The following is a 23,121-nucleotide window of genomic DNA, read 5'->3' on the forward strand; positions in this document are numbered from 1 at the left end:
CGACTGGTCGACATGCGTCCAAAATGCTACAGATGAGATAGCTATCCAACTGCGTCATGTCGCAGCTCACGATCAAGCTCAGCGACAAGGCCGATGCCCTGATCGCTCAGCTTCAGAAGGAGATTTTCAATCGTCGGCGCAAGAAGGTTTCGGCTGCTGGAGTCGTGGAGACCCTGGTGGAGAGCGGAGCGAAATCGCAGTCTGACAAGCGTTTTGCCACGTCTTGGACGAATCTGATCAAGGACATTGAAAAGGCGGCCAAGCTCTCCTACGCCCATGGCAGCAAGCCATCCACCCTTAGTGATGAGGAGTGGGCCCTGGTGTTGAGTCATCGCAGCCGTGGGACCACCGGTCGTGCACGCCGGACGGTGAAGAAAACGTTGGCTGCCAAGAAACCAGCCTCAGCCAAGGCTCAGGCCAGCAAAAAGCCCGCCCGCCGCACCCGGACCCGCAGCGCGGCAAAGACGAAATCGGCCACAGCGGCGGTGAGCTCCAGCTCAGCGGTGGGTTCCGTTTGAACTGATTGAAGGGTGGTGCTCACCAAAGGCTGCATTGCCCCTGCTGCCTCAGCAGGTGATCAGCCAGAACGAGTGCCACCATCGCTTCCACCATCGGTACTGCCCGCGGCAGAACGCAAGGGTCGTGCCGTCCTTTTCCAGCGAGTGTGGTGGCCTTGCCATCGGAATCGATGGTCTGCTGCTCTTTGCGGATTGTGGCCGTTGGCTTGAAGGCCACTCGGATCACAATCGGCTCACCATTGCTGATCCCTCCCTGGATGCCCCCGGAGTTGTTGGTGGCGGTCTTCAGCCGTCCATCGTCGCTCGGCACAAAGGCGTCGTTGTGCTCGCTGCCTTTCAACAGCGTTCCATCGAAACCAGACCCAATTTCAAATCCCTTGGTGGCCGGCAATGACATCACAGCTTTGGCGAGGTCGGCTTCGAGTTTGTCGAACACCGGCATGCCCAACCCAATGACGGGATGGCGCACCACGCATTCGATCACCCCGCCGCAGGAATCCCCCTCGCGGCCAATTGCTTCGATGCGCTCAATCATCCGCTCGGCGATCGCTAGCTCGGGACACCGAACGATGTTGGCCTCCACATCACCGAGCTGAACCTGCAAGGGGTCGATGCCTGAGGCTTCGATGGTGTGGATCCGCTTCACCCAGGCGAGGATTTCAGTTCCTGCTGCTTGTTTCAGCAATTGTTTGGCGATCGCACCTGCAGCGACACGGCCGATGGTTTCCCGTGCTGATGCACGTCCACCACCGCTGCGGGCCTGGATTCCATACTTCGCCTGGTAGGTGGCATCGGCATGGGAGGGCCGAAAGGCGACGGCCATGTCCTTGTAATCCCCGGGCCGTTGGTCCTTGTTCCGCACGACCATGGCAATCGGGGTGCCAAGCGTGGTTTTGCCGTCGAGCAGGCCACTGAGAATTTCCACCTGGTCCGCTTCCTTGCGCGGTGTGGTGATGTGGCTTTGGCCTGGCTTGCGTCGATCCAGTTCGGCCTGAATCGACTCGACGCTGAGGTTGAGCCGTGGTGGACAGCCCTCAACAATTACACCCACCCCTCCCCCGTGGGATTCACCGAAGGTGCTGATCCGGAAGAGGTCGCCGAAGCTGCTGCCCATGGCCATTGATCGATGTGGTGAGGCTACGAAGCCATCGGTTCAGATCAACTCCGGATGGGGCAACTTCGGACGTTCTGTCGCGGGATGCTGCCGGGCCATCTCGAAATCAGAGAACTCAAATCCCGGCCCGACACAACAGCTCATCAACGAGTACTCACCAAGACTCCGCGCCGCCTGCCAAGTGTGGGCGGGAACCACCTGGATGGGGTTGGACGCATGCAAAGCATCATGTTTCAGCCCTGTGCCATTGCCCTGGCATTGAAAGAGCTCCAGCGTTGCCCCATCAATGTGCGTCCAGACTTCGTCTCCACCGATCACCCGATGCCAGCAACTGACGGCACCGGCGGGCAGCAAAAACAGAATGGCCGTCATGGCAGATCGCTCGGCACCGTCCTGTCGTTGAACTTGGTCTGGACTCCGATGCAACTCGCGGTACCAGCCCCCCTCTGGATGGGGCATTAAGCCGAGGTGCTGGATCAGGGTTTGCGTTTTTCTCATGGCCGTACAGCGCATCGTCTCATCCGTTTCATTTGCTAAGAGGCCCGGCCTATCCATAGGACTGCTCAGTCAAGGCCGACCAGCAAAAGCGGTTGGTTCTTGCCATGTCGAGGTTGCCTCGCTTCCACACTGCTGAATCGACGTAAAGCGTTGCTGAGGGGTTGGCAGCCTCCACATCGCACTGAGTTGTGCAGAGAGAACCTCAGATGGCTCCTCGCTATTGATGGTTGATTGGAGCTCAATTCTGAAAGCACAACAAAAAGCCCCCTCCGAGGAGGGGGCTTTCCGATTCAGTTGATCTGAATCGTTTGTTGATTCCAGATCAACCGATGGCAGGAGCCTGCAGAGCCACAGGAGTGGACTCAGCAGCAGCCAGGTCGAGGGGGAAGTTGTGAGCGTTGCGCTCGTGCATCACTTCCATGCCGAGGCCGGCACGGTTCAGCACATCAGCCCAGGTGTTCAGGACGCGGCCCTGACCATCAAGGATGGACTGGTTGAAGTTGAAGCCGTTCAGGTTGAAGGCCATGGTTGACACGCCGAGGGCGGTGAACCAGATGCCGACAACAGGCCAAGCAGCCAGGAAGAAGTGAAGGCTACGGCTGTTGTTGAAGGAGGCGTATTGGAAGATCAGGCGACCGAAGTAACCGTGGGCAGCCACGATGTTGTAGGTCTCTTCCTCTTGGCCGAACTTGTAGCCGTAGTTCTGGGACTCGCTCTCGGTGGTTTCACGCACCAGGGAGGAGGTCACCAGGGAGCCGTGCATGGCGGAGAACAGGCTGCCGCCGAAAACACCTGCGACGCCCAGCATGTGGAAGGGGTGCATCAGGATGTTGTGCTCGGCCTGGAACACCAACATGTAGTTGAAGGTGCCAGAGATGCCCAGGGGCATTGCGTCAGAGAAGGAACCCTGACCGAAGGGGTAAACCAGGAAGACAGCAGAAGCTGCAGCGACAGGTGCGCTGTAGGCAACGCAGATCCAGGGGCGCATGCCCAGGCGGTAGGAAAGTTCCCACTCACGACCCATGTAGGCGTAGATGCCGATGAGGAAGTGGAAAACAACCAGCTGGAAGGGGCCGCCGTTGTACAGCCACTCATCGAGGGAAGCAGCTTCCCAGATGGGGTAGAAGTGCAGGCCGATGGCGTTGCTGGAAGGAACAACAGCACCAGAGATGATGTTGTTGCCGTAGATCAGGGAGCCAGCGACGGGCTCGCGGATGCCATCGATGTCGACCGGGGGAGCGGCGACGAAAGCGATGACGAAGCAGATGGTGGCAGCCAGCAGTGTGGGGATCATCAGCACACCGAACCAACCGACATAGAGACGGTTGTTGGTGGAGGTGACCCACTCACAGAAGGCCTGCCAGCTGGAAGCGCCGGAGCGCTGCTGGAGGGTGGTGGTCATGAGAACGGAAAGAAATGTTCCCGAAGGAACGGTTTAAGGAAGGGCAGGAGAGCCCTGCCTGATCGGGATTGTAAAGGAAGTTTGCGCTGTGTGTCGCCGGCTTGATGAAGTTGTTGCGAAGAGGCCATCGGCCCCTTTGGCTGCAGCGCTTGTTAGCGTCCGGAAAGCCCTATGGCAGCTGAAGTGGCACCACAACAAGAACGGGTGTTGCTGGTGCGGCTGCCCTGCAATCCGATCTTTCCGATCGGGCCGATCTACCTCGCCGACCATCTGCACAAATGTTTCCCGGAGATGCCTCAGCGCATCCTGGATCTCGCGGCTCTGCCCGTGCTGGATGTCCATCGCGTGCTGGACGCCACTGTTGACCAGTTCCAGCCGACGCTGCTGGTGTTCTCGTGGAGAGACATCCAGATTTATGCGCCGGTCGATGGGCGGGGGGGCAACCCTCTTCAGAATTCGTTCGAGGTTTTCTACGCCCGTAACCCTCTGAAGCGTCTGCATGGAGCCCTGGGTGGGCTTCAGTTAATGAGCAGTCATTACGGCGAGCTGCGCAGGAACCAGCGTTTGGTGCGTCAAGGCTTGAAACGTGCGCGCCACCACCAGCCGGCAGCTAGAGCGGTTCTTGGCGGTGGAGCTGTAAGTGTGTTTTACGAGCAACTCGGCAAGTCGCTCCCCAAAGGAACGGTTGTCTCCATCGGTGAGGGTGAGCCGCTGCTCGAGAAGTTGATCCAGGGCCAGTCCCTCGAGGGTGAGCGCTGTTTTGTTGTTGGTGAAGCGCCCCGCTCAGGCCTCATACATGAGCAGCCGGAAAGTCGGCCCAAAACCGCCTGCAATTACGACTACATCGCTTCGATCTGGCCCCAGCTCGATTGGTACCTCGAAGGCGGCGATTTCTACGTGGGTGTTCAGACCAAACGCGGCTGTCCCCACAACTGTTGCTATTGCGTATACACGGTGGTGGAAGGCAAGCAGGTGCGCCTCAACCCCGTGGATGAGGTGGTCAAAGAGATGCGCCAGCTGTACGACCGCGGGGTGCGTGGTTTCTGGTTCACCGATGCCCAGTTCATTCCCGCCCGGCGCTACATCGAAGACGCCAAGGAACTGCTGCGGGCGATCAAGGCTGAAGGGCTGACCGGCATTCGTTGGGCCGCCTACATCCGCGCCGACAATCTTGATCCCGAATTGGCTCAGCTCATGGTGGAGACGGGTATGAGCTATTTCGAGATCGGAATTACATCCGGCTCGCAGGAGCTAGTCCGCAAGATGCGCATGGGCTACAACCTTCGCACTGTTCTGGAGAGTTGCAGGATGCTGGCGGATGCGGGCTTCCGGGATCACGTGTCGGTTAACTACTCCTTCAACGTGATCGATGAGCGACCGGAAACGATCCGCCAGACCGTGGCTTATCACCGAGAGCTGGAGGCCATTTTTGGCGCTGATTTGGTCGAGCCAGCGATCTTTTTTATCGGTTTGCAGCCCCACACCCACCTTGAGCAGTACGGATTCGATCAGGGTCTGATCAAGCCGGGTTACAACCCGATGAGCATGATGCCTTGGACGGCGCGAAAACTTCTCTGGAACCCCGAGCCGATGGGGAGCACCTTTGGCCGAGTGTGTCTTGAGGCCTTTGATCGCAATCCTGCGGATTTCGGTCGCACGGTGATGTCACTCCTCGCAAGGGACTACGGAGTGGCTTCGCTTCAGGAGGCTCTTCGTGCTCCGGTGGAGGGCCGCAAGGCCTTGGCAACGGCGACCCGTTGACTCATCGCCACCACCGGCGTCTCATCAGGATGAATCCCCCCAGTCCGGCCCAACCCAATAGACCACTAATCGGGTTGGGATTTGCGCCACCTGCCCCAAGAAGCCAAGTTGGGCTCGTTCCAGGCAGGGTGATCAGCCCGGCTTGAAGGGCGAACCACCCACCAACAAGCCCGCCGTGCAGGCCAATTGATCCCCAAAGCACTCCGTTATCGGCTCTGCGTTGCAGGGCTAGGGCAAGACCCAGCAACACCAGGCCCATGAGCAGTGCAATGGCTTCGACGGGAGGCAGGTGGTACCAGGGATGCACCAGGGCGAATACAGCCGCCTGAATCCCGATCGCCCGCTGTCGGCTTGTCAAAAGCTCTAATTCACCCCAGAGCCAACCACGAAAGAGCAGCTCCTCAGCAAAACCCACCAGAAGCATCAGGGCAATGGCATTGGCAAGATCACCTGTGGTGATTTGGCCCTGCCATAGGCCGTTTCCGCTGAGCAGAAGGACAGCAACCACTCCGAAAAGAAGGGCTGCGGATGTTGTGAGACCACGCAGGAATGCGTGCAGGGCTTTGACGACTGGTCGAATCACTCCAAGTTGCTGCCAAGGGCGATCAACGCCCCAGGTCCGTCCCAACCGCCAATGCAGTGAAATCAGCATTGCTGCAACGCTGGGGCCCGCCGCTAAGGAAGCCTGCTGAGCTGAGGGAATACCTACGAGGCCAAGAAGTCCTTGCAAGCTCAGAAATAACGCCACTAAGGACGCCGGATACAGAAGAGTGCCTCGCCAGTAGGGCCTCACTCCTCAGGCTCGATAGAGCTGGTCAATCCTTTGGATTTCAACATTTCACAGTAAAACTCAGCCGGCTCGATGTCGCACACGATCACCAAGCCCACGCCGGTGTTATGGGCTTCCAGCATCACAGCCATGCAGTCCTGCTCGCTGAGTTGAGGCACAACCTGCTGCAGGGTGGCCACCACGTATTCCATGGAGTTCACCGGATCGTTGTGCAGCAGCACCTTGTAGCGAGGCGAGCGCTTGCGAACGCGCTCTGGCGCTTTGTCCAGAACAGCTGCACCACCTGGTTTTTGGCTAGGAGAATCCACCGCCATGACCATTGATCCGAATACTTTTAAATTTAAAGGGAATAGGGAGATGGAGCGGCTCACAGCGCCTTGATGCGAGCCATGGCTTCATCCACATTGGCGCGGCTGTTGAAGGCCGACAAGCGGAAATACCCCTCACCAGCGGCGCCGAAACCGCTGCCCGGCGTGCCCACCACATTGGCCTTGTTCAGCAGATGGTCGAAGAATCCCCAGGAGTCCATGCCCTCAGGGGTTTTGATCCAAACGTAGGGGGCGTGTTCGCCGCCATAGACGGTGAGGCCTGCCGCACTGAGTTCGCGGCGAATGATCGCGGCGTTCTCCATGTAGAAGCTCACTAGAGCCTTCACTTCGGCCTGGCCGGCTTCGGAGTAAACAGCCTCAGCGCCGCGCTGAATGATGTAACTCACACCGTTGAACTTGGTGCTCTGACGTCGGTTCCACAGCCCCCAGAGTTCCACCGCTTCGCCGTTGGCCGCTTTGCCTTTCAGCCCCTTGGGCACCACGGTGAAGGCACAGCGGGTGCCGGTGAAGCCGGCGTTTTTGGAGAAGGAACGGAATTCGATAGCGCAGTCCCGGGCTCCTTCGATCTCGAAGATGGAGTGGGGGAGTTCCGGATCCTGGATGAAGGCCTCATAGGCAGCATCGAAGAGGATCAGGGCGTCATTGGCGCGGGCGTAGTCCACCCAGGCCTGGAGTTGTTCCCGGGTGGCGACGGCACCGGTGGGGTTGTTGGGGAAGCAGAGGTAGATCAGGTCGACCGGTTCACTGGGAATCTGCGCTGCAAAGCCGTTGTCCGCGCTGATTGGTAGGTAGGTCAGGCCTGCATAGCGACCGATCTCTCCAGCTTCCCCGGTGCGGCCAGCCATCACGTTGCTGTCCACGTACACCGGATAGACGGGGTCTGTGACGGCCACCTTGTTGCCCTCGCCGAGGATGTCGAGGATGTTGCTGCTGTCGCACTTGGAGCCGTCGGAAACAAAAATTTCCTCGGCACTGATATCGCAGCCTCGGGTTTGGAAGTCATTTTTGGCGATGGCCTCCCGCAGCCAGCCGTAGCCCTGTTCCGGGCCATAGCCGTGGAAGCCTTCGGCGGTGCCCATCGCATCGATGGCGGTTTTCATGGCTTCACGGCAGGCCAGCGGCAAGGGCTCCGTGACATCACCGATGCCCAGACGGATTAGCGCTGCGTCGGGATTGGCGCTGCTGAACGCTTTGACGCGTCGACCGATCTCAGGGAACAGGTAGCCCGCCTTGAGCTTGAGGTAATTGCCGTTGACCTGAACCACGGAATCGGGAGCTATTTCTGCGGGGCATCCTGCCGTGTCGGCAGCTCCATACGATGACCTCAGGAGTCAGGACATCCGACGTGGTCGTCTCATCCCTGGATAACCCGGTTGATTTTCATGCCCTGGTGGACAGCGGCATCAACAAACCGGCCCGCTACATGGGGCACGAGTTAGGGGTTGAAGCACGGGACTGGCAGACAGCGTCGGTTCGCTGGGCGCTCACTTACCCCGAGATCTATGAGGTTGGCTCCAGCAACCTGGGCCACATCATTCTTTATTCGATCCTCAATGCCGTCCCCGGGCAGTTGTGTGATCGCGCCTATCTTCCGGCGGCTGATCTGGCAGGCCGCTTGCGGGAACGCTCCCAGGCGTTGTTTGCCGTGGAAAGCCGTCGGCCCTTGCCGGCCTTCGACATCCTGGGTTTTAGCCTCAGTTACGAACTGGGTGCCACCAACATCCTTGAGATGCTGGACCTCGCGCAGGTGCCCATCCGCGCTACTGATCGGGGCGACTTGCCCCTTAGTGATCCTGCAGCACCTCCTCTGATTTTCGCTGGTGGGCCCACCGCCACAAGCAATCCAGAGCCCTATGCCCCGTTCTTCGACTTCATCGCTCTGGGTGACGGTGAGGAGTTGTTGCCCGAAATCGGTCTGGTGGTGGCGCAAGCCAAAGCGGATGGATTGACGCGATCGCAATTGCTGCAGGATCTAGCCCAGGTTCCCGGCGTTTACGTGCCTGCGCTCTATGGAACCGGTGCCGATGGGGTCACCCTGGAGCCGCTTCACCCTGATCTTCCAGCGCGGGTTCTTCGCCGTGTGGCGACGCCAATGCCCCACTACGCCATGGGTCTTGTGCCCCATGTGGAAACGGTGCATGACCGTCTCACGGTCGAGATTCGCCGCGGTTGCACCCGGGGTTGTCGCTTCTGCCAGCCGGGAATGTTGACCCGTCCGGCTCGGGATGTGGAACCCGAGGCCGTGATCGAGGCGGTGGAGACCGGCATGAAACAAACCGGCTACAGCGATTTCTCGCTGCTCTCCTTGAGCTGCAGCGACTATCTGGCGCTGCCGGCGGTGGGAGTTGAGTTGCGCAACCGCCTTGCCGATCAGAACGTCACGCTTCAGCTGCCCAGTCAGCGGGTGGATCGCTTCGATGAAGACATTGCCCACATCCTTGGCGGCACGCGGAAAGCGGGTCTCACCTTCGCCCCGGAGGCTGGAACGCAGCGCCTCCGCGACATCGTCAACAAGGGCCTCAACGATGACGACTTGCTGCATGGCATCCGCACGGCCATGCAGAACGGCTACCGCAAGGTGAAGCTGTACTTCATGATCGGCCTCCCTGGTGAGACGGACGCCGATGTTCTCGGCATTGCCGAGACCTGCGTGATGCTCCAGCAGCGCTGCCGTGACCTTGGTCGGCTCAACCTGAACATCACGATCAGCAATTTCACCCCCAAGCCCCACACCCCTTTTCAGTGGCACAGCGTCTCAACGGCCGAGTTTGAGCGCCGCCAGGCTCTGCTCAAGGAGGCCTTCAGGCATTTGCGCGGCGTGAAGGTGAATTTCACCGATGTGCGGCTGTCGGCTATGGAGGATTTTGTGGGCCGCAGCGATCGGCGCCTTGCCCCGGTGATCGAGGCCGCCTGGCGGGCCGGTGCCGGCATGGATGCCTGGTTCGAGTCGCTGGATCGCACCTACGCCGCCTGGACCGGAGCCATCGCGGATGCCGGCCTGGAGGGGCGTTACCGGGAGATGGAGGTGGGGGGCTGGAGTGCTGTGGCTGCGCTGGATCGGGAGGATCTGGAAGCGTTCTGTGCTCAGCCGCTCCCCTGGGATCACATCGACACCGGCATCGACAAAGCCTGGCTGGCTGACGATCTGCAACGGGCTCTGGCAGCGGCGGTTGTGCCCGACTGCTCCTTTGATGGCTGCAGCAGTTGTGGGGTCTGTGGTCCGGATCTAGGACACAACGTGGTTGTTCCCGCTCCCGAGGTACCAACCCAGATGCCAACCCAGGCGCCGCCCAGTGAACGGGTGTGCCGGATCCGGGTGCAATTCGCCAAAACGGGATCGATGGCGCTGCTCAGCCATCTTGATCTGATGCGCATGCTCGAGCGGGCCCTGCGTCGCAGTGCGCTTCCGATCAGCTTCACCGGTGGGTTTCATCCACTGCCGCGGATTCAGATCGCTTTGGCACTCCCCCTCGGCGCTGAGGCCCAGAGCGAGTGGATGGATCTTGAATTCACCGAGGCCCTGGATCCCAACCACTTCTGCAAGACGCTGCAGTCGTTGCTGCCGGAGGGCATTCAGCTGCTGGCGGCAGCCGAGGTTCCCGTCAGTGGCAAAAGCCTCTCGCAAGAACTGACGGGGGCCATTTGGTGTTTTGATCTCGTGCCGCAGGAGCAGGCCCCGATGCCATTGGATTGGAATGCAGCGGTGGATCAGCTCCTGCAGGCCACAACCTTGGTGTGGCACGACACCGATAAGAAGGGCCGCCCCCGGGAGCGGGATTGCCGCCCCGCGTTGAAGGCGCTGCAGGTGACGGATCAGAACGCCAACGGATCCATTCGGCTTCGTTTGGAAGCGGCGGTGGATGAGATGGGCCGAAGCTTGCGGCCTGCTCAGATTCAGCACTGGCTTGCCGAGTCCGTTGGTCAGCCCTTGCAGGTGCAACGCTTGGCGCGAGAGGCCCTGCTCCTAAGTGCGCAGTGCTAATTTGGTTACAGAACAGGTGTTTCGTCCGTCGGGACCAACCTTGTTTCGGTCTTGTCTGATCCAACACGGATATCGAGGTCCACATCACGGCTTGCACGGCGGTCTTTTTTGGAACCCCCAAGCCTGATTCATAGGAGTTTTTGCTCCGCAACCTTTTGGTCTTGCTGACCAGCTCAGATCTTTCTATCAACCCGTGAGGGAGAACCGGCAGGTTCCTCAACGGATTTGGCCCTCAATCGGGCACAACCAGTCCTCTTATGCCCCAGCAAATTGTCATCGCGGAGCAGCTGCGCATCGCAGCAGTGCTGACCGATGAACGTGTTGATGAACTCATCGTCGCGCAGGGTCGCTATCAGATCGGAGATGTCTATTTAGGAACGGTAGAAAATGTTCTGCCAGGCATTGATGCCGCCTTCGTCAATATTGGTGAGAGTGAGAAAAACGGGTTCATTCATGTCACCGATCTTGGGCCGCTGCGTCTGAAGAAAGGTTCGGCTGGGATCACTGAACTTCTGGAGCCTCGTCAAAAGGTTTTGGTTCAGGTGATGAAAGAACCGACCGGCACCAAAGGCCCACGGTTGACGGGAAATTTGGCTCTGCCAGGTCGCTACCTGGTGCTTCAGCCCCATGGCCAGGGGGTCAACATCTCCCGGCGCATCAGTTCTGATGCAGAACGGAACCGACTGCGTGCGCTTGGTGTTCTGATCAAGCCGCCTGGAGCTGGCCTGCTGATCCGTACGGAAGCCGACGGCATCAGTGAAGAGCTGTTGATTGAGGATCTGGAATCCTTGCTGCGCCAGTGGGAGGCGATTCAGCAAGCTGCTGAAACGGCTGCACCGCCGGTGCTGCTCAACCGCGACGAAGACTTCATCCATCGGATTCTGCGGGACCACATGGGCCCGGATCTGGCACGGGTTGTGGTGGACGATGCCGCCGCTGTGGGCCGTGTGAGCAGTTTCCTTGGTGCCGAAGCCGGCAATGTGCTGGTGGAAGCGCACAGTGAATCCAGCGAGTTGCTGGAGCACTACAAGGTCAATGCTGCCATCCGCGATGCGCTGAAGCCGAGGGTTGATCTGCCGTCCGGTGGTTACGTGATCATCGAGCCCACTGAAGCGCTCACGGTGATCGATGTGAACTCGGGCTCGTTCACACGATCGGCCAATGCGCGCGAAACCGTTCTGTGGACCAACTGTGAGGCGGCGATCGAAATCGCTCGACAGCTCAAGCTTCGCAACATCGGTGGGGTGATCATCATCGACTTCATCGATATGGATTCCCGTCGTGACCAGCTCCAGCTGCTGGAGCATTTCACGACAGCCGTCCGTGACGACTCAGCCCGCCCGCAGATCGCACAGCTCAGCGAACTGGGCCTGGTGGAACTCACCCGCAAGCGTCAAGGGCAGAACATCTATGAATTGTTCGGTCGGGCTTGTCCCAGCTGTGGTGGTCTGGGCCATGTGGCCGTTCTCCCCGGCAAAGACCTGCTTCAACCTCTGGCCATGGCCACGGGATTGGTTCGCTCGGCGGCCTCTGCCCGCGCCGAAGTTGTTGCACCTGGAGAGAACGGTGGCAATGGCCGGCGGCGGCGCGGTGGTCGAGGGCGCGGCAGTCAGGATGTCGTCCTTCCTGTCGAGACGTCCGATACCACTGCCCCTGAGGTCTCGACCCAAGAGGCTCAGGAGCCCGCGACCGCCCGTCGTCAGGACCCTGAATTGGTTGCCGTCCCGATGACCGACGAGCAACAGCAGCTGTTTGGTTGGCTGGGATTGAACCCTGCCCTGTTGCTGGAGGAGCCCCCTGCATCCGACAACGTTGTGGTCCGGGTCGTGCGTCCTGGCGAGGACGAGCAGGAGGTGCTGGAGGCGGCGCGTCAGCAATTGGTGGCCAGTTCCGGACGACGCCGTCGCCGTGGCGGACGGGGTGGTCGTTCAGGATCACGCAATGGGGCGAGTCAGCCCACTGCGACTCCTGCCGCTGAGACGTCTGTTGTCGTCACCTCCTCCGCCCCGGATGAGTCGGCTCCCCTGATGGTGGAGATCACCCCATTGGAGGCGGTGACCAACCTGACGATCACCGAACCAGAACCGGCCCCCATCAGCGAACCGGCTGAGCCCGAGCCTGTGGCCGTGGTGGAAACAGCTGAGCCTGATGAGCCTCGCCGTCGCCGTCGCCGCTCCTCGGCTGTCGCCACGGTCTGAGCCGGATGACCGCGCAGGATTCCCTCCCCCTCGGGAGGGATGTGGCTGGTGTGGATGAAGTCGGTCGCGGTTGTTTGTTCGGTCCTGTGTTTGCGGCCGCTGTGGTGCTCGAAGGCTCAGCAGCCGAAGACCTGTTGAAGGCAGGGCTGACCGATAGCAAAAAACTGTCAGCCAAGCGTCGGGCTGCTCTGGTTCCGGTGATTCGGTCGCTGTGTGTGGCATCCGGTTTGGGCCAGGCGTCAGCGCGCGAAATTGATGCCTGCGGCATCCGCGTTGCCACGGAATGCGCCATGTTGCGGGCGCTGCAGCGATTGCCGCAGCGCCCTGGGCTCGTGCTGGTGGATGGCAATCTTCCCCTTCGGCTGTGGCACGGCCCGCAGCGCACGGTGATCGCAGGGGACAGCCGATCAGCGGCCATTGCTGCGGCCAGTGTTCTGGCCAAGGAGGCCAGGGATGCTCTCATCCGGCGCTTGTCGGCTCGCTTTCCTGGTTACGGCCTCGAGCGCCATGCGGGCTACGGCACGGCGCAACATCGTCAGAGCTTGATGGCCTCAGGCCCCACGCCCCTGCATCGGCACACGTTCTTGAGGCGTCTGCTCGGTTGAGCCTTGCCCGTCGGTTTCCAGGCACCAGCTGCGGTAGTCGTCGATCAGCTGCTGGCCAACCCGGGCTTTGATGCCAATGAGGATGCCACTCAAGATTGATTCGCCCGTTGATTCCAACACCCGTTTGGGGATCAGCTTGAGCAGCGATGGCTGGCTAACGCTCACCGACAGATGGGCATGTCCCTGAAGTCCGTCGGGTGTGGACGTCAGCCGTGCTTCCAGGTTCAGGGCGAAGTCATCAACGATCCCTAGACCCTCCAGTTCGCAGTCGAGGGCCTGCATCACCAGTGTGTCGCCTTCCATGTGGATCTGGAGGGACACCACGGGTTTCACGTGGAGCTGGAAGACCTGCAGGCTGGTCACCACATACCTGTAACGCCCTGGCTGCAAGTGGGTGAGCTGTTTGGCGTCCAGCAGGGCTCCGAGGACGCGCTCCTCCTCCAGCAGGTAGGAGGGCAGCCGCTCTGCTCCGGTTCTGACAGGCAGATCAAGCTTTTGACTGGCTTCGAAGGCCAGGGGCATGGACTTCACCTGACGCGGCATGATCTTATCGAGTCCATCCAGTGCGGCTTCGATGCCTACACGTCTCGCATTCCTTGGCCCAGTGGGGACCTATGGCGAGCAGGCCGCCCGGGTGCTGATCGAACAGGCTGCTCTCGAGGATGTCCAGCTCGTTCCCTGCGTTGGGCTCCGATCGGTTGTGGAACAGCTGGCCGGAGGACAGTGTGATGCAGCCGTTGTCCCGATTGAGAACTCGGTTGAGGGGGGGGTGACAGCAACCCTCGATGCGCTCTGGTCCCATCCCGAGCTTTGTATACGCAGGGCTTTGGTGCTGCCGATTCAGCACGCTCTGCTGGGGAGTGGGCCGCTCAGCAGAGTCACCGAAGTGCTCTCCCACCCGCAGGCCCTTGCCCAGTGCAGTGGCTGGTTGGCCCAGCATCTACCCGATGCCTTGCAACTGCCTACCTCATCCACGGCTGAAGCAGCTCGCATGGTGGCGGGCAGTCCCTTTCGTGCTGCGATCGCCTCCCAGACCGCTGCCCGGGAACACGGGTTGGATCAGCTGGCGTTCCCGGTGAACGATGTTGCGGGCAATCGCACCCGTTTTCTGCTGTTGCGTCGTGGTCAGCGCAGTGAGCATGGCGATGTGGCCAGTCTGGCGTTCTCGCTGCATCGCAATGCGCCGGGGGCCTTGCTGGAAGCTCTGGTTTGTTTGGCTGAGAGGGGCCTGAACATGAGTCGGATTGAATCGCGACCGTCCAAACGGGAGCTGGGGGAATACGTCTTTTTTGTGGATGTGGATCTTCCGCCGGCTCCGTCAACGGCTCTGGCGGATCTGATCGCCCATTTGCAGCCTCTATGTGAACATCTCGCCCATTTCGGTGCCTACCCCAGTAGGGATTTGAGCGGCTGTTGAGGATCAGTCTTTTCTGATCCGGAAGACGCCGAATTGCATCAGACCGGTGGCGAAGGCCCAGTGCATCAGCAGCAACGTCGGCGTTTCTCTCAGGCCTTGCAGGACCGCTTTCGGTCCCAGGCTGAGCACCGCCAAAGGACGGCGGACGCCCTCGACGATGGAGTCAATCCATGAGGGAAGCGTGGCCTGGGTCCAGTCACCGGTGAAGATCTCGCCACGCTGGTGAACGCTGTTGTCGAGGTTCTGGCGGAACCCCTTGATGCTGGCGAATTCAGGGTGGGCCCATTGGTTGAGCAGCTGACGCATCACCCAGCGTTCGGTTCGCGTCATGCCGCCGTCAGATGGGTCTCGGCGGTTCCAGTCGGCCACAGCAAGCAGACCACCAGGGCGCATCACCCGCAGCAGTTCATCGGCGTAACGCTGCTTGTCCGGCATGTGGGGGCCAGCCTCCACACTCCAGACCGCATCAAACCTCTGATCGGGCAGGTGAAGATCCAAGGCGTCCATCACCTGGAAGCGGCAGCTCAGGCCTGATGGGGTGAGTTGTGTGGCTCGTTCCACCTGGGCAGGACTGATGCTGATGCCGAGAACATCCAATCCGTAATCCCGCGCCAGGATTCGGGCACTGCCACCGATGCCGCAACCCACATCCAGCACCCGGCTGCCGGCGGGGAGTTGGTCCAGACCGCTCCATCGCACCAGCTCGTGGACGAAGGCTTCCTTGGCTTCGCGGAAGTCGCAGGAGCCCGGCGGGGTCCCGTAATGACCGAGATGGACATGCTCTCCCCAGAGCTGCTCCAACAAACGGTCTTCCGTCCAGGCGTCGTAGGCGGAGGCGACACTCTCCGACGATTCGTAGCGCCGGTCGCGGCGAAGCCACAGCGCAACTCCGGTGGCTCCAACGGCGCCGGCCACAATTAACAGAGATCCCAACATCACTTCAGATCCATTAACACAGTGCGGGCCGCCAGTTGGCGTCGGGTGTGGTCCAACATTTCAAATTGCTGACTCAACCGTTCGTGGGTGTCGGTTAGTTCCAGAAGACACTGTTGCTCCGAAGCGGCCTGATCCAGATGGGCGCTGATCCAGAAGGACAGTTCCCGCGGTAGATCAGGCAGATCGTCAGGCAGTTCCACCTCTCGGTTCTGCAGTTTGCTGGTCAGCTGAACGACGTCATTCAAGGCTTCGCTGACCTTGTCCCGCAGGCTGTTGAGCTGGTCGGTGTCGGCCACGGGCTCATCCTCCAGCCAGCTCACCATCCCTGTTCGGTAGGGCGTTTCTCGCGTGATGTTGAGCAGCCGGAACCGCTGTTGGCCCAACGAAACGATGTAGCTGCGACCATCTTCCGTTGTTTGATGCTGAAGCACCTCAGCGCAGCAACCGATTTCGGCCATTTCGCCGTTCTCGGGGTTGATGCGAACTATGCCGAATCGTTTGTCGGTCTCCAGAACCGTCTGGAGAAGCATCCGATAACGCGATTCAAAAATGTGCAGGGGCAGGAGCTGCTGCGGGAACAACACGACGTCCGGCAGGGGGAACAGAGGAAGCTCCCTCACAGAAAAATCGGACACGAACGCCGTGTTGTACGCAACTGAATCCTAGGAAAATGAAGTTCTGATCGAACGGATCAGAGCTTCACTTCGATGTCCACACCACTGGGGAGATCAAGCTTCACCAGCGCGTCGATGGTTTTGGCTGACGGGCTGTAGATGTCGATGATCCGACGGTGGGTGCGGGTCTCGAAGTGCTCGCGGGAGTCTTTGTCCACGTGGGGAGAGCGCAGAACGCAGTAGATCTTGCGTTTGGTGGGCAGGGGGATCGGACCGATCGCAGTTGCAGCAGTGTTATCGGCCGTTTCAATGATTTTCTCGCAAGAGAGATCGAGCATGCGGCGATCGAACGCCTTCAGGCGGATGCGGATCTTCTGCTGAGCGATGGCAGTGGACATAGGAATGGGACGAAAAAGCTTCGAGGTCGAAGCAGGACTTCAGTTGTCGAGGTTCTCAGAAATGTAGGAGATGGGGGGCTGAGTCCCTCCATCTCCTGCCATGTGGTTCAGCTTGCGCTAATCACTCGATGATCTTGGAGACCACGCCAGCACCGATGGTGCGGCCGCCTTCGCGGATAGCGAAGCGCATGCCTTGCTCGATGGCGACGGGGCAGATCAGCTCACCGGTCATCTGGATGTTGTCACCAGGCATCACCATTTCCACGTTGGAACCGTCTTCCGCGGTGAAGGCAGTGATTTGGCCGGTCACGTCCGTTGTACGGATGTAGAACTGCGGGCGGTAGCCAGCGAAGAAGGGAGTGTGGCGGCCGCCTTCTTCCTTCTTGAGCACGTACACCTGACCCTCGAACTTGGTGTGAGGGGTGATGGAACCGGGCTTCACGAGCACCATGCCGCGCTCGATGTCTTCCTTCTGGATGCCGCGCAGCAGCAGACCAACGTTGTCGCCAGCCATGCCCTCATCGAGCAGCTTGCGGAACATTTCCACACCGGTGACAGTGGTCTTGCGGGTGTCCTTGATGCCGACGATTTCGATCTCTTCGCCGACCTTGACGATGCCGCGCTCGATACGGCCGGTGGCCACGGTGCCGCGACCGGTGATGGAGAAGACGTCTTCCACAGCCATCAGGAAGGGCTTGTCCACTTCCCGCTCAGGCTCAGGAATGCTGGAGTCCACAGCGGCCATCAGTTCTTCGATCTTGGCTTCCCACTCAGCCTCGCCTTCGATGGCCTTCAGGCCGGAGACCTGAACCACGGGGATGTCGTCGCCGGGGAAGTCGTAGCTGGAGAGCAGTTCGCGGATCTCCATCTCCACCAGTTCGATGATCTCTTCGTCATCGACCATGTCGCACTTGTTCAGTGCAACCACCAGAGCGGGAACGCCCACCTGCTTGGCCAGCAGGATGTGCTCCTTGGTCTGGGCCATCGGGCCGTCGGTGGCGGCACACACCAGGATGGCGCCGTCCATCTGGGCGGCACCGGTAATCATGTTCTTCACATAGTCCGCGTGGCCAGGGCAGTCCACGTGGGCGTAGTGACGAGTCTCAGTCTCGTATTCAACGTGAGCGGTGTTGATGGTGATGCCGCGCTCACGCTCTTCAGGGGCGCCGTCGATGTCGGCGTAGTTCTGAACTTCAGCCTGCCCCTTCTTGGCGAGCACGTTGGTGATCGCTGCGGTGAGGGTGGTCTTGCCGTGGTCAACGTGGCCGATGGTGCCGATGTTGACGTGGGGCTTGTTCCTTTCGAACTTCTCGCGTGCCATGGGTGTTTAAAGAATCGAGGGTTGGATTTGGAGGAGTTTAGAGATCAGGAATTGCCCTGATTCTTGGAAATGATGGCCTCGGCCACATTGCGAGGAACTTCGGCGTAATTGTCGAATTCCATTGAGAAAATGCCCCGGCCCTGGGTCATGGAGCGGAGCTCGGTGGCGTAACCGAACATCTCGGCAAGGGGCACCTTGGCCGAGATTTTGGACGTGCCGTCTTCGACGGACTGGCCCTCAACCTGACCTCGACGGGAGGACAGGTCGCCGATGATCGAACCAAGGAAATCCTCGGGAGCTTCGACCTCGACCTTCATCATCGGCTCAAGCAGCACAGGATTGCACTTCTTGACGCCGTCCTTGAAGGCCATGGATCCGGCGATCTTGAACGCCATCTCCGAAGAGTCGACGTCGTGATATGAGCCATGCACCAAGGTGCATTTCACATCGATGAGGGGGTATCCGGCGATCACACCAGATTCGCAGGTCTCCTTCATGCCCTGCTCGGCGGGCTTGATGTATTCCTTCGGAACGACACCGCCCACGATCTTGTTGACGAATTCGAAGCCGGAGCCGGGCTCACCCGGTTCCATCTCGATCACAACGTGGCCGTATTGGCCCTTACCACCGGTCTGACGGGAGAACTTGCCTTCGCCACCTGCAGAACCACGGATGGTTTCGCGGTAGGACACCTGAGGTGCGCCAATGTTGGCTTCCACCTTGAACTCACGCAGCATGCGGTCCACCAGGATTTCCAGGTGGAGTTCGCCCATGCCGGCGATCACGGTCTGGCCGGTTTCAGAGTCGGTGTTGACGCGGAAGGTGGGATCCTCTTCAGCCAGAGCAACCAGGGCCTTGGAGAGTTTCTCCATGTCGCCCTTGGTCTTCGGCTCAACAGCCACGGAGATCACCGGTTCGGGGATGAACAGAGTCTCGAGAACGATCGGATCGTCCTGGGTGCAGAGGGTGTCACCCGTGGTGGTGTTCTTTAGTCCGAGCACTGCGCCGAGGTCGCCGGCACGCAGCGCATCAACTTCCTCTCGGTCGTCAGCCTTGAGCACCACCAGGCGGGAGATGCGCTCCTTCTCACCTTTGGTGGAGTTGAGCACGTAGCTGCCCTTCTCGAGGATGCCGGAGTACATCCGCACGAAGGTGAGCTTGCCGTAGGGATCGGCCATCACCTTGAAGGCGAGGGCACTGAAGGGGGCGCTGTCGTCGGACGGACGCACCGCTTCGCTGCCGTCGGGAAGCACACCCTGGATGGGGGGAACGTCGACGGGAGCAGGCAAGTAGTCGATCACGGCGTCGAGCACCAGCTGCACACCTTTGTTCTTAAAGGCGGAGCCACAAAGCATTGGCACCAGGCCGTGCTTGAGCACGCCCTCACGGATGCCTTTCTTGAGCTCGTCGACGCTGAGTTCGCCGGTTTCGAGGAACTGCTCGATCAGCGCCTCATCGGTTTCGGCGATGGTTTCCATCAAGGTGTTCCGCCATTCCGCGACCTCGTCGGCCATGTCCGCCGGCACCTCGGCTTCTTCAATGTCGGTGCCGAGATCGTTCTTATAGATGTATGCCTTGTTGGCAACGAGGTCGATGATGCCGCTCAGCTCGCCTTCAGCCCCGATTGGAAGCTGGATCGGTACAGCATTGGCTTTTAGGCGATCCTTGATTTGGCCGTGAACCTTGAGGAAGTCCGCACCGGTGCGGTCCATCTTGTTCACGAACACCATCCGAGGAACGGAATAGCGATCGGCCTGACGCCAGACGGTTTCCGATTGGGGCTGAACGCCTCCAACGGCGCAGAAGACGGCGATCACACCATCCAGCACACGCATGGAGCGCTCCACCTCAATGGTGAAGTCCACGTGGCCAGGCGTATCGATGATGTTGATCCGATGGTCCTGCCAGGCCGTCGAAATGGCAGCTGCGGTGATGGTGATGCCACGTTCCCGTTCCTGGGCCATCCAGTCGGTCACGGCGGCGCCGTCATGCACCTCGCCGATTTTGTGAACCACACCGGAATAGAACAGGATCCGTTCTGTCGTGGTGGTTTTGCCGGCATCGATGTGAGCAGCGATACCAATATTTCTGACGCGTTCCAGGGGGAAGTCGCGGGCCACAGGAAATTCTCCGGGGGTGGGGCGTGAAAAGGCGGAGAGACTCTACAGGCCAGCCATGAACATCTGTGTTGATGGCTGGCCTGCGAGGCTCAGTAGCGGTAGTGGGCGAAAGCCTTGTTGGCTTCGGCCATCTTGTGGGTTTCTTCGCGCTTGCGAACAGCGTTGCCAGCCTCGTTGGCGGCATCCATCAGTTCGCCAGCCAACTTCTGTGCCATGCTCCGGCCGTTGCGGGCGCGGGAGAAGCTCACGAGCCAGCGCAGGGCCATGGCGGTGCCGCGCTCCTGGCGCACTTCCATGGGCACCTGGTAAGTGGCACCGCCAACTCGGCGGGCACGCACTTCGACCAGGGGGGTGGCGTTCTTGACAGCTGTTTCGAACAGTTCGAGCGGATCTCCACCGGTGCGCTCGTTGATCAGGCCGAACGCGTCGGACAGGATCCGTTGCGCTGTCGATTTCTTGCCGTGCTGCATCAGGCGCACCACCATCATCGTGGCGAGGCGGCTGTTGAACTGCGGGTCGGGAAGAATCGGGCGCTTCTCAGCGGCGTTGCGGCGTGACATTAGGGATCAGAACTTGATGGGGATAGGGGAGAAACCGGTGATCACTCCTTCGGAGCCTTGGCGCCGTACTTGGAGCGGGACTGACGCCGGTCTTTCACGCCAGCGGTATCCAGGGTTCCGCGGATGATGTGGTAGCGGACGCCAGGGAGATCTTTGACACGACCGCCACGGATCAACACCACCGAGTGCTCCTGCAGGTTGTGACCGACGCCGCCGATGTAGGCCGTGACCTCAAAGCCCGAGGTCAGGCGCACACGAGCCACCTTGCGCAGCGCCGAATTGGGCTTTTTGGGAGTTGAGGTGTAAACGCGGGTGCAAACACCGCGACGCTCAGGGCAGGACTTCAAAGCCGGGGACTTGGTCTTGGCCTTGAGGCGTGAGCGCTCAGTGCGGATCAGCTGTTGGATGGTTGGCATCGATGGTCGGTGAGCGGTCGGACTCCCGACCTGATTCGACAATCGACCACGATACCGGGTGACGGTCCCCCCTCAAAGGCGGCTGAAGGCACTGCCGCAGGCACAGGGTTCAACCCCATCGCTGTTGCGGATCAGAAAACCACCACCACTGAGGTCGCCGCGGTAGTCCAGGCAAAGGCCTTCAAGCAATTTGAGCTGTTCTGCAGGGGCGTGCACGGTCACCCCATCGGCCCTTGCGATCGCAACGCCGGCCAGATGTCCTGCCCGGATGCGCAGCACATGTTGTGCGCACTCCCCGGGCGTGAGATCGAGATGCATCTGCCCCGGAGTTCCCGCGACGGCCGCCTGTCGCCCTAGCTCGGCAGCAGCGGCAGCGGTCAGCCGCAGATTGGCAGCCATGCTCAGTTCCTCGGGGCCCCCACTGTTGCAGGTCTCAGAGGGGGATGAGCCCCAGGCCGTTGTGGACTCTCGGGGTACTGCTTCGGCCATTCATCACGGTGCGTCCGGCCACCACGAGGGTGGTGGAGCTGCCGCCATCCATGTTCAAGGCATCGCGCAGCCCCAGTTGCTGGGCTGCCAGGGCTGTTTCCACAAGGGTGGGATCACTGCCGGCGGCGCCACGCAAGGTCATCAGCCACTGACCGCTCGGCCCCTGAGCTACCACCGTTCTTGGTGCCGCCAAGCTCATGAAGCCAGGGCTGAATCCCTCCTGGCGTCCGTTCAGCACCACGTGGCCGTTCTGCATCAGCAGTGGACCGCCGCCCAGAACATTGGGTTGTTGCGCGAGGGAGGAGAGTGATCTGGATGTCACCTGGATCCGATCACCAGGCCGTGCTGGCAGCGGCGTGCGTCCCCGGGCCACCACCAATTCAGCGTCTTTGGGGATGGCGATGCCGCGTTGCAGGCTGCTTTTGTCGACCGTTGCTTCGACGCGGCCGCCGCGAATCAACAGTGCTTCCTCCTCGCCGCTGAGGGCCCGGTAGCGGGGCCCCCATGCAGGTGTGTAGAGGCTCAGCCCCTTCTGGACGTAGCCGCTGTTGAGTGCCATGAGGCTCCAACGGCGACCGTTGTTCACTTGCAGCGTCTGATTCAGACGCAGCCGGCCGAACTGCAGATCCCCTGAAGATCCCCAAGCGATCACGCCGCGGTTCAGGATCGGACCGGACAGCCAGACCCCCTGATGCCGCACAGCCCCCAAGGGGAGTTGGTTGATCCGGTTGAAAAAGCCTCCGTTCACTGCGACCAGTGCCCCTGCGGGTTGGGAGAGCTGAGGCAGAAAACGCAGACCCTGTTGCTGCTCGGCTTTGACCAGGGGCTGAAGGGTGATGCCGAGACGGCTCAACTGCCCTCCGGCACGGAACACATGAATGGGTTTCACACCCACCTTGATGGTGCGTTGCTCCAAGACGAAGCCCCGCCTCAGCCATTCGGCCACAGCAGGATTGCGGAGGGGAAGACGTGCGCTCTGGACTGGGCGGCGACCACCGCTCTGCACACCATCCAGCACCACTCGCCAAGGGGACACCAGGCTCAGGCTCCTCAGCTTGGTGGCTTGTCCCTTCAGCACAAGACCGCCGTGGCGATGCTGCTGAGGCGAGAGCCCCCATGCCTTGAGTTGACCTTGCTGGGTCCGCGACAACTTGAGCTCCAGCAACATGTCGCCGTTCAAGCGCTGCACCAGAGCGGGGCCGTTCAGGTCCAACACCAACCGATCGGCTGTTGAACCCTTGCCGCGGCGCAGGTTTTTCACCGTTGGTAAGGGCAGCCGAAGCTCCAAGGTGTTTCCCCTCGCTAGGGCGCTGACGCCAGTTGCGGCTAGCCAGTCGCTCACTTCGAGGCCGACTTCATCACCGAGTGAACGGGTCGCTAATGCGGTCAATAAGACCGTTCGGCCAAACCATTCCAGTGCTTCGCCATCAAGACGGGATACCCGCCGGAAACCCAGACGGGATTCCAGAACCTCCAAGGGCAGCCAAAGTTCTTCCGGTTCTGCGTCGCTGCCCCTCCAGAGCCAAACCGCTTTGCTGCGCTCTCTCCCGATTAGCACCTCCTCACCGCTCTGGTTCGGCACAGGGCGAAGCTCAGGCGGTGGCGCGGGAAGTGGGGCAAAGGCCAGCATGAAATGCCTTGGCGGAGAGGCGC

At 60.5% G+C, this 23,121-nt stretch carries 22 protein-coding genes; 6 read left to right on the top strand and 16 right to left on the bottom strand.

Annotated features, from left to right (window positions below; all coding sequences use genetic code 11):
- The first annotated feature begins 56 nt into the window (after window positions 1-56).
- Window positions 57-518: a hypothetical protein gene (locus Syncc8109_RS01385; RefSeq protein WP_006850217.1), complete on the top strand. Its 462-nt coding sequence runs from the start codon at window positions 57-59 to the stop codon at window positions 516-518.
- Between the two features lie 19 nt (window positions 519-537).
- Here the strand turns inward: Syncc8109_RS01385 and aroC are convergent, their stop codons facing one another.
- The 3 genes from aroC to psbA form a co-directional block, all read right to left on the bottom strand.
- Window positions 538-1,632 (bottom strand): chorismate synthase, encoded by a 1,095-nt coding sequence (aroC, locus tag Syncc8109_RS01390; RefSeq protein ID WP_025362053.1) that lies wholly within the window; start codon window positions 1,630-1,632, stop codon window positions 538-540.
- 39 nt (window positions 1,633-1,671) lie between these two features.
- Window positions 1,672-2,130, bottom strand: a complete 459-nt coding sequence (locus tag Syncc8109_RS01395) for a cupin domain-containing protein (protein WP_006850052.1) — start codon at window positions 2,128-2,130, stop codon at window positions 1,672-1,674.
- 322 nt (window positions 2,131-2,452) lie between these two features.
- Window positions 2,453-3,532, bottom strand: coding sequence for a photosystem II q(b) protein (psbA, locus tag Syncc8109_RS01400; RefSeq protein ID WP_006850357.1), 1,080 nt, complete (start codon window positions 3,530-3,532; stop codon window positions 2,453-2,455).
- A 171-nt stretch (window positions 3,533-3,703) separates the two neighbouring features.
- Here psbA and Syncc8109_RS01405 point away from each other — a divergent pair, with 171 nt between their 5' ends.
- Window positions 3,704-5,293: a photosystem II high light acclimation radical SAM protein gene (locus Syncc8109_RS01405; RefSeq protein WP_006851960.1), complete on the top strand. Its 1,590-nt coding sequence runs from the start codon at window positions 3,704-3,706 to the stop codon at window positions 5,291-5,293.
- A 1-nt stretch (window position 5,294) separates the two neighbouring features.
- On the opposite strand, the gene Syncc8109_RS01410 is transcribed toward Syncc8109_RS01405, so the two are convergent.
- The 3 genes from Syncc8109_RS01410 to Syncc8109_RS01420 all read right to left on the bottom strand — a co-directional run bounded on the left by Syncc8109_RS01410 (window position 5,295) and on the right by Syncc8109_RS01420 (window position 7,677).
- Window positions 5,295-5,921 (bottom strand): CPBP family intramembrane glutamic endopeptidase, encoded by a 627-nt coding sequence (locus tag Syncc8109_RS01410; protein WP_232202437.1) that lies wholly within the window; start codon window positions 5,919-5,921, stop codon window positions 5,295-5,297.
- 161 nt (window positions 5,922-6,082) lie between these two features.
- A complete protein-coding gene (clpS, locus tag Syncc8109_RS01415; protein ID WP_045172681.1) occupies window positions 6,083-6,403 on the bottom strand; it encodes an ATP-dependent Clp protease adapter ClpS in 321 nt (106 codons plus the stop codon).
- Between the two features lie 47 nt (window positions 6,404-6,450).
- A complete protein-coding gene (locus Syncc8109_RS01420; RefSeq protein WP_006852124.1) occupies window positions 6,451-7,677 on the bottom strand; it encodes an LL-diaminopimelate aminotransferase in 1,227 nt (408 codons plus the stop codon).
- A 53-nt stretch (window positions 7,678-7,730) separates the two neighbouring features.
- Between Syncc8109_RS01420 and Syncc8109_RS01425 the strand changes: the two genes are divergently transcribed.
- From Syncc8109_RS01425 to Syncc8109_RS01435, 3 genes are all read left to right on the top strand, one after another.
- A complete protein-coding gene (locus tag Syncc8109_RS01425; protein ID WP_045172682.1) occupies window positions 7,731-10,394 on the top strand; it encodes a TIGR03960 family B12-binding radical SAM protein in 2,664 nt (887 codons plus the stop codon).
- A 257-nt stretch (window positions 10,395-10,651) separates the two neighbouring features.
- Window positions 10,652-12,592: an Rne/Rng family ribonuclease gene (locus Syncc8109_RS01430; RefSeq protein WP_006849784.1), complete on the top strand. Its 1,941-nt coding sequence runs from the start codon at window positions 10,652-10,654 to the stop codon at window positions 12,590-12,592.
- Between the two features lie 5 nt (window positions 12,593-12,597).
- Window positions 12,598-13,197 (top strand): ribonuclease HII, encoded by a 600-nt coding sequence (locus Syncc8109_RS01435; protein WP_025362056.1) that lies wholly within the window; start codon window positions 12,598-12,600, stop codon window positions 13,195-13,197.
- On the opposite strand, the gene Syncc8109_RS01440 is transcribed toward Syncc8109_RS01435, so the two are convergent.
- Complete coding sequence (locus tag Syncc8109_RS01440) at window positions 13,144-13,740, bottom strand: DUF1997 domain-containing protein (RefSeq protein WP_006849915.1); 597 nt, start codon at window positions 13,738-13,740, stop codon at window positions 13,144-13,146. The genes Syncc8109_RS01435 and Syncc8109_RS01440 overlap by 54 nt on opposite strands.
- A 31-nt stretch (window positions 13,741-13,771) precedes the next feature.
- On the opposite strand from Syncc8109_RS01440, the gene pheA reads away from it, so the two are divergent.
- Window positions 13,772-14,614, top strand: a complete 843-nt coding sequence (pheA, locus tag Syncc8109_RS01445) for a prephenate dehydratase (protein ID WP_025362057.1) — start codon at window positions 13,772-13,774, stop codon at window positions 14,612-14,614.
- Between the two features lie 3 nt (window positions 14,615-14,617).
- Here the strand turns inward: pheA and Syncc8109_RS01450 are convergent, their stop codons facing one another.
- The 9 genes from Syncc8109_RS01450 to Syncc8109_RS01490 all read right to left on the bottom strand — a co-directional run bounded on the left by Syncc8109_RS01450 (window position 14,618) and on the right by Syncc8109_RS01490 (window position 23,098).
- Window positions 14,618-15,550: a methyltransferase domain-containing protein gene (locus Syncc8109_RS01450; protein ID WP_006850515.1), complete on the bottom strand. Its 933-nt coding sequence runs from the start codon at window positions 15,548-15,550 to the stop codon at window positions 14,618-14,620.
- Window positions 15,550-16,185: an LON peptidase substrate-binding domain-containing protein gene (locus Syncc8109_RS01455; RefSeq protein ID WP_006850470.1), complete on the bottom strand. Its 636-nt coding sequence runs from the start codon at window positions 16,183-16,185 to the stop codon at window positions 15,550-15,552. The genes Syncc8109_RS01450 and Syncc8109_RS01455 overlap by 1 nt, the downstream gene beginning before the upstream one ends.
- 56 nt (window positions 16,186-16,241) lie before the next feature.
- Window positions 16,242-16,562, bottom strand: a complete 321-nt coding sequence (gene rpsJ / locus Syncc8109_RS01460; protein WP_006850694.1) for a 30S ribosomal protein S10 — start codon at window positions 16,560-16,562, stop codon at window positions 16,242-16,244.
- A 121-nt stretch (window positions 16,563-16,683) separates the two neighbouring features.
- Entirely contained in the window at window positions 16,684-17,883 is a 1,200-nt protein-coding gene (gene tuf / locus Syncc8109_RS01465; RefSeq protein ID WP_006851621.1) for an elongation factor Tu, read from the bottom strand.
- A gap of 44 nt (window positions 17,884-17,927) precedes the next feature.
- Window positions 17,928-20,003 carry an elongation factor G gene (gene fusA, locus Syncc8109_RS01470; RefSeq protein WP_006852140.1) on the bottom strand — a complete coding sequence of 692 codons (2,076 nt, stop codon included), beginning with the start codon at window positions 20,001-20,003 and terminating at the stop codon, window positions 17,928-17,930.
- A gap of 89 nt (window positions 20,004-20,092) precedes the next feature.
- Window positions 20,093-20,563: a 30S ribosomal protein S7 gene (gene rpsG / locus Syncc8109_RS01475; protein ID WP_006849937.1), complete on the bottom strand. Its 471-nt coding sequence runs from the start codon at window positions 20,561-20,563 to the stop codon at window positions 20,093-20,095.
- A gap of 41 nt (window positions 20,564-20,604) precedes the next feature.
- Entirely contained in the window at window positions 20,605-20,979 is a 375-nt protein-coding gene (gene rpsL, locus Syncc8109_RS01480) for a 30S ribosomal protein S12 (RefSeq protein ID WP_006850614.1), read from the bottom strand.
- A 72-nt stretch (window positions 20,980-21,051) separates the two neighbouring features.
- On the bottom strand, window positions 21,052-21,378 hold the full coding sequence (locus tag Syncc8109_RS01485; protein ID WP_006851053.1) for an iron-sulfur cluster assembly accessory protein: 327 nt from the start codon (window positions 21,376-21,378) through the stop codon (window positions 21,052-21,054).
- A gap of 34 nt (window positions 21,379-21,412) precedes the next feature.
- The gene (locus tag Syncc8109_RS01490) at window positions 21,413-23,098 is read right to left on the bottom strand and encodes a phosphodiester glycosidase family protein (protein ID WP_006851786.1); all 1,686 of its coding nucleotides are present in this window, start codon (window positions 23,096-23,098) and stop codon (window positions 21,413-21,415) included.
- Between the last annotated feature and the right edge of the window lie 23 nt (window positions 23,099-23,121).

Source organism: Synechococcus sp. WH 8109 (assembly GCF_000161795.2).
In the GTDB taxonomy this organism is placed as follows: domain Bacteria; phylum Cyanobacteriota; class Cyanobacteriia; order PCC-6307; family Cyanobiaceae; genus Parasynechococcus.